This window comes from Xanthomonas populi, assembly GCF_002940065.1.
In the GTDB taxonomy this organism is placed as follows: Bacteria; Pseudomonadota; Gammaproteobacteria; order Xanthomonadales; family Xanthomonadaceae; genus Xanthomonas; species Xanthomonas populi.
This window is the reverse complement of the sequence record NZ_MDEJ01000181.1, coordinates 1-6,118: the sequence shown is the minus strand read 5'-3', so window position 1 is coordinate 6,118 and position 6,118 is coordinate 1. Positions and strand designations below refer to the sequence as shown.

The window sequence follows — 6,118 nt, the reverse complement described above, 5'->3', positions numbered from 1 at the left end:
ATCATGTCTGTCGTTCTCCGCTGGCAGGGCGTCAAGTCAATGATGGCAGATTGCTGGGGTTTTTAGAGGCTCCTTTAAGCCAATCCGTCTTCCACTCTTTCGGAGGCTTTCCAACCCAGGCGGGCAACTGATCACTGCCAGCGAAGTAGCTCATTTTTCTTTGCTCCTACGCTTGCTTTTAGAGACGCGAGTCTCTTCTGCACTTTTGCCAGACCTGATTACCTCAGCGACTCCCCGCAAATCTTCCAAATATCGCGCTTCAGCGACCTGTTCCACCTCCAGCCGCCGCCGCTCCGCAAACGCGTCGTACTGCCCTTCCGCCCAGTCCAGTGCCTGCTGGCGGCTGACCTTGCCAGCGTTGTCCAGCACCGGCAGTTCGGTATCGCGCAGGAACTTGTCCAGGAAACCATCCCAGTCCGCCAGCCGGATGTCCTGCCGACGCATGGCGCGGAACTCGGCCTGGTCCAGGAACATCACGGTGATGCGGTTGAGCGTGTCGATCTCGCGCGCATCCAGGTAATTCTTTGCCGTACCCACGTCCTGCTTCAGCACGCGGCTGCCCTTCCACGTGTTGACGCCCATGTTGGGCTTGGTGGCATCGGCACGCTGGCGGATGATCTCCCCCGCCGTTAGCTGCGTGGCAGCAAAATGCACCTTGTTCTGCATGATGGCGAAGAAGCGCTGCGTGGCCTGGTCACCTTCGCGGTAGTCCACCGCCATGGCGAAAATCTCGCGGATGCGCTGGTACACCCGCGCCTCACTGGCGCGGATCTCGCGGATGCGCGCCAGCAGCTCGTCGAAATGATCCGCCGGACCGGCGTTGCCCTTGAGGCGCTCGTCATCCAGCACAAACCCCTTGACCAGGTACTCGGACAACCGGGCCGTGGCCCATTGGCGGAACTCGGTGCCGCGCGCCGAACGGACGCGGTAGCCAACGGCCAGAATGGCCTCCAGGCTGTAGTGCTTGGGCCGGCGGGAGACGGCACGCCCACCCTCCTGGCGAACTTGTAAGTAATCCTTACAGGTTGCCGCCTCGTCCATCTCGCCCTCGGCATAGATCGCCTTCAGGTGCTGGGTGATGTTCTGTGGCGTGGTCTGGTAGAGCGCAGCGATCTGGGCCTGGGTCAGCCAGACGGTCTCGCCAGCCAACAGCACCCGGATGCCGCCTTCGCCTGCGGCATAGATCAGCAGTTCGCCCTCTTTGGTGGCAGTCACGCCCTTACTCATGCCAACAATCCTTTCAGCAGATCGGCGATCTCGCCTTCCAGTTGCCGGATGTCGGACTCGATCTGCGGCAACGGGCGCGGCGGCTTGTAGACGTAGAAATGGCGGTTGATCGGGATTTCATAGCCCACCTTGGTCTTGCCGTAATCGACCCAAGCATCGGCTACATGGGGGAGCACCTCGCGGCGCATGTAGTCGTCGATGGTGTCGCGGAACGCATCGACCAGGGCATCATTGGGCTTGTCCGGACCAAAGGCCATGGGCAGCGGCAGCTCAGCACCTTCCGGCAGCGGGATGTTCTCGGTATCCCGAAGCTCGCTATCGGGCTCGTGGCGCCCCTTGGCATCGCGACATATCTCGGCGTGCTGGTCGCGCTCGCCCAGTGCGGCGAAGATGGCTTTCCGGATAGGTGCAGGCAGTTTGATGCCAGCTTTCTTTGCCACCTTTTCAAGATCGGCTTCGAATACTTCACGATCCATGTAAAGGCCTTTCCCTGCCAGTCTGACGAGGAGCTCACGAATGCACTGCTGCATGGCCTGGCCTTCGGCAATTTCCTGCCGCGCAGCCTTTTCGTCCTTGCGCTTTTTTGAGGTCGCCAGATTGGCAAATGTGGATTGTTCGTACAGGCGCGCAATGCGCTCGGGCGTGGCCTCGAAATTCATCCGCAGCGGCCGTTCCACGGTCACCTTTAGGAAGCCGAACTCGCGATTCTCAAAAACACGAGACACCACACGAGTTTCGTTTTCGCCGGTCTTGTGGTCGATGACCACATCAGCGCTCTCGCCATCGCCATAGTTGCCATAGAGCTCTGTCAGCGCTTCAATCTGCTCATCAGAAATTTCGTTGCGCTTGTTGTTGAGGCTTTTCTTCATCTTACGGAAGAAACGCGTGCCGTCGATCAACTGCGCATAGCCCTGACGCTCTTCCGGCTTGCGATTAGTGACCAGCCAGACGTAGGTATAGATGCCGGTGTTGTAGAAAAGTTGATCAGGCAGCGCGACGATGGTGTCCAGCCAGTCGTTCTCGATGATCCAGCGCCGGATGTTGGATGGTCCCGACCCAGCATCACCGGAAAACAACGGCGATCCATTGAAGACGATTGCAATTTTTGACCCTGGCTTGTCAGGATGACCCTCTTCGTAAGGGTGCATCTTCGCAATCATGTGCTGCAAAAATAGCAGCGACCCGTCATTGATCGCCGGCAATCCGGCGCCGAAGCGACCGGCGAAGACGTGATTGGCATGCTCGTTCTCGACAACCGTCTTCTGGTCCTTCCACTCAACACCAAACGGAGGATTGGCAAGCATGTAATGAAACCGCTCGCCCTCAAAACCATCTTTGGTCTTGCCATCGCCCAAGGTGTCACCCTTGACGATATTGGCCGTGTCTTCGTCCTTGATCAGCATGTCAGAGCAGCAGATGGCCCATGATTCGTCGTTGTATTCCTGCCCATACAGGTGTAGATGCGCCGCGGAATTCTGCCCAAGGATGAACTTCTCCGACTCAGATAGCATGCCTCCGGTGCCACAAGTCGGGTCGTAGATGCTGCGGACGATGCCAGGCTTGTAGACCTCCTGCTCGCCGGTGTATACCAGATTGGACATCAGCCGAATCACTTCACGTGGGGTGAAATGGTCACCTGCCTCCTCATTGGCCTGCTCGTTGAAGCGCATCACTAGATGCTCGAACAAGTAACCCATCTGTAGGTTGTCGATGCGATCTGGATGCAGATCGATGTTCGCCATCGCCTTGATGATGGTAAAGAGCCGGTTGCTTGCATCAAGCTTGTCGATCTGATCGCCAAACTTGAAACGCTCGAAAATCCGTCGCGCTTCTGGCGAGAAGCCATTGATGTAGTTCGACAGATTGGGGGCGATATTCTCAGCGTCGCCCAGCAACTTCTCGAAGGTGTACGCGCTGACGTTGTACAGCGGAAATTTACGCTTTGGATCAGCGGCCTTGCCAAGGAGCCTGTGCATTGCTTGTTCTGGCGTGTCCTTCGCCAGCAGCTTTTCATGCTGTATCAGCACTGCAGCCTTGGTGGGCTCCAACACGCAATCGAGACGGCGTAGCACCACCATCGGCAGCATCACCAGACGATACTGTGGCGGCCGATAAGGCCCGCGTAACCGATTGGCGATCTCCCAGATCTTTCCTTTGAGCTCCTCGTGAGTCTGATTTTTCATTACGCCCTGCTAATCAATATTGTGTCCAACGTGCCTGAGTCATTCAGACGGAAAAGCTTCACCCGAAGCATTACTAGTCGTCACCGGCCAAGAACCACACTGGCTTGAGCGGCAGACGGGTACGCGCGCTATCGTCCAATTGCGCGTAGTGCGTGGTCCATAGCTCCACGAGCCGGCGCGCGTCGATCAGGTTGATCCGACGATGCGACTGGCGCGCCTCGTAGTCGGCATCTTTTGTAAAACCTGACAGGGCCACGAACAGGCCGACATCGCCATCTCCCAGAACGGCCATAAAGCTGCGCAGGCCGGTGACATCGATCCGCGGCGAGTTGGCATTACGCTTGACCTGCACCTTGATGCGCGGCGGGCGGGTGCCGAGCGGATCGTTGTAGGCAATGATGTCAGTGCCACCGTCCTTGCCGGGCGGTGCGACCCAGGCAACGTGATAGCCCATTGCCCGCAGCAGCGAGGTACGAGCTCTTGGAAGTCGTACGGCGGCATCGCAGCGAGGTAGGCCTCGATCTCGGCCCATGCCATTTCTTCGGCTTCTTCCAGCGTGATGCTGGCCGATTCCTCGGTGAGCTCGCCTTCGGGATCGTCGACCTCGTCGGCGACGGGCTGGGCGCTCTTCCACTTCTTGTACAGCTGGCCGACCGCACGGATGAATTGCTCCGGATCCGGGTAGGCGTGCAGCGCTGCTTCACCCTCTGGCGTGAGGGTCCAGATGCCTTTGTCCTTGACCAGCCAGCCGGCCTTGACCGGCGCCACGGTGCTGAAGCGCACGATCTTCTCGAAGCGACGGCCGCCGGTTTCGTAGTCGCCCGCTTCGTACTCGGTGAGCACGACCTGCTTTTCCAGTGCGGCCAGCGCGTCTGCGGCGCGCATGCCTTCCGGCTGAGTCTTGAGGATATGGAACAGCGCACGAGTCAGTTCCCCCGTGCGGCGCCTGCTGATATTGGCCATCTACTTCCTCTGTGGCGCGACGTTGGCGCTAACGCCGTGCTTAATGATAGTCGTCTTCACGCTGATGCCTGACTGCCAAAACGGTGACGACCTGATCGCTTTCAACCTCGAACAGCAACACGTAGCCGCTGGCACCGAAGCCGATCACCAGCTCCCGCAAGAACGGATCTGCCAACCCCGCCTTGCGGCAGCTCAGCGGCGCCAGTTCAAGCACGGTGACGCCATCGCGAATGGCCTGCAGCGCACGCTCGGCCACGGTGAAGTCGCCTTCGGCACGCTGTAGCAGCCAGTCGTAAAGACGCGCGAGATCGTCGCGCGCTTGCTGCGTGAAGCGGACGGAAAATCCCACGTTGGCTTAGCCCTTGCGCGCCTTGTCCAGTTGGGACTGCAGCCCGGCCAGCACATCCTTCGCGTCGCTATACCGGTCAGACGCCTTGGCGCTGTCACGCGAGGCCAGCCCACGGGCAATGAAGGCTTCCTGCTGCTGCCGCTGCTGCACCTGGGCGCGCACGGAGTGCTCGACAAAGCTGGAAAGCGTCTCACCCTCCTGCAACACGGCTTCGGCCGCTTGGCGCAGCGCCGGGTCTACCCGGAGCGATGGAAGAGATGCGGATTTCATGCCATGCCTTGTGCGTTGCAAGTGCAACGCATCATCGCAAGCGAGCGGCGGTGCTTCAATCGTTTCTTCGCAGATCTAGGCCAATGCCACCGCACCTATGCTGATGCAATACACCGTCGACGCTGAAGCACGACGCTTGCGCGCGCCGATTCAGCGAAAAGTCCCGGCAATGCGTTCACAAAAGCCGGGTTGTCCAACAGCGCTGCGAACACATCGGCGACCCAACGGCGAAGATCTGCATGCTCTGCAGCGAGCTCTTCCACCAATTCAGCCCGGCCGTTAACAGTGTTGAGTACGTCCTCCAGGTCGTGACTGGAAAGAAAGTCGCTTCCCCCTCTCGGGTAGTGAAGGCTTCGAGCTTGGTCGCCACGAATGTTGTCGCTGTCACCCACCGAATGGACAGGAGATCGCTCAAGGCAACCGCTTGAGCCGTCTCTACAGCATGGGTATACCAGCGGTTTGAGAAGCCAAGCACGCCCACGTCCGCTGGCATCAGGTCGAAAATGACGCCCGACGCTCCATGCACCCAGCGGCAGAGAACACCGCTATGCATCTCGCGCGTAAAGCTCTGTGCTTCCACACGCTGCTCGATGCCACGAAATCGTGACCACTCAAGATCGACCACGGCATCGACGTCGTACGTGGCACGGACGCTGTCAGCCAATGGATCCGAAACCAGCAGACCAACAACCGCACCACCGAGGAAGACCACCTGTTCGCACAGCTCGCCCAGTGCATCTGCGATCACAAGCGGATGTGGCAAATTAGGATCATCAGACCGCATCGCCAAGCCCCAGCAACTGCTTGAGATAGCGCGCCGCCAGCGCGCGCTCGCGGGCGCGCCCGCTGCGCAGGGCATCCTGTAGCGCCAGCAGTTGGTGCAAAGTAGGGTCGGCCAGCGCAGCGTTGGGCGCCCCGGCCGACAACGGCGACAAGCTGGGGCCTTTGGCCGTGCCCTGCGCGCTTGGCCACACCGGTGCATCCCCTGGGGAGCTGGAAATGGCAATGGACAGTGGGGGCACGCCGAAGACCGTAGGAATGCCAGGCCTTAGAGCCTGTTCAAAGTCTTCTAAGCAGCAACGCCAGGAACGCCAGGTGGATCATCTGCAAGCTGGTGTTGAGCTGA

Annotated in this window: 4 protein-coding genes and 3 pseudogenes; all 7 read right to left on the bottom strand. The window is 59.5% G+C overall.

Features of this window, described 5'->3' with window-relative positions:
• Positions 1–150: 150 nt before the first annotated feature.
• Positions 151–1,227, bottom strand: coding sequence for a virulence RhuM family protein (locus XpopCFBP1817_RS18925; RefSeq protein WP_128418282.1), 1,077 nt, complete (start codon positions 1,225–1,227; stop codon positions 151–153).
• The gene (locus XpopCFBP1817_RS18920; protein ID WP_128418281.1) at positions 1,224–3,410 is read right to left on the bottom strand and encodes a type I restriction-modification system subunit M; all 2,187 of its coding nucleotides are present in this window, start codon (positions 3,408–3,410) and stop codon (positions 1,224–1,226) included. Before XpopCFBP1817_RS18920 ends, XpopCFBP1817_RS18925 begins: the two co-directional genes overlap by 4 nt.
• A 73-nt stretch (positions 3,411–3,483) precedes the next feature.
• A pseudogene (locus XpopCFBP1817_RS23800) lies at positions 3,484–4,373 on the bottom strand (restriction endonuclease).
• A 40-nt stretch (positions 4,374–4,413) separates the two neighbouring features.
• Complete coding sequence (locus tag XpopCFBP1817_RS18910; protein WP_115676315.1) at positions 4,414–4,722, bottom strand: type II toxin-antitoxin system RelE/ParE family toxin; 309 nt, start codon at positions 4,720–4,722, stop codon at positions 4,414–4,416.
• Positions 4,723–4,728: 6 nt separating this feature from the next.
• The gene (locus XpopCFBP1817_RS18905; RefSeq protein ID WP_128418280.1) at positions 4,729–4,992 is read right to left on the bottom strand and encodes a YlcI/YnfO family protein; all 264 of its coding nucleotides are present in this window, start codon (positions 4,990–4,992) and stop codon (positions 4,729–4,731) included.
• A 95-nt stretch (positions 4,993–5,087) separates the two neighbouring features.
• Positions 5,088–5,776, bottom strand: a pseudogene (locus XpopCFBP1817_RS23795) (hypothetical protein).
• Positions 5,766–6,044: pseudogene (locus XpopCFBP1817_RS18895) on the bottom strand (MarR family transcriptional regulator); the annotation flags it as partial. The pseudogenes XpopCFBP1817_RS23795 and XpopCFBP1817_RS18895, both read right to left, overlap by 11 nt.
• Positions 6,045–6,118 lie beyond the last annotated feature (74 nt).

Bases quoted from the DNA above. Each gene is read 5' to 3' on its own strand.
- XpopCFBP1817_RS18920 (WP_128418281.1), bottom strand. From the start codon at position 3,410: ATGAAAAATCAGACTCACGAGGAGCTCAAAGGAAAGATCTGGGAGATC.
- XpopCFBP1817_RS18905 (WP_128418280.1), bottom strand. From the start codon at position 4,992: ATGAAATCCGCATCTCTTCCATCGCTCCGGGTAGACCCGGCGCTGCGC.
- XpopCFBP1817_RS18925 (WP_128418282.1), bottom strand. From the start codon at position 1,227: ATGAGTAAGGGCGTGACTGCCACCAAAGAGGGCGAACTGCTGATCTAT.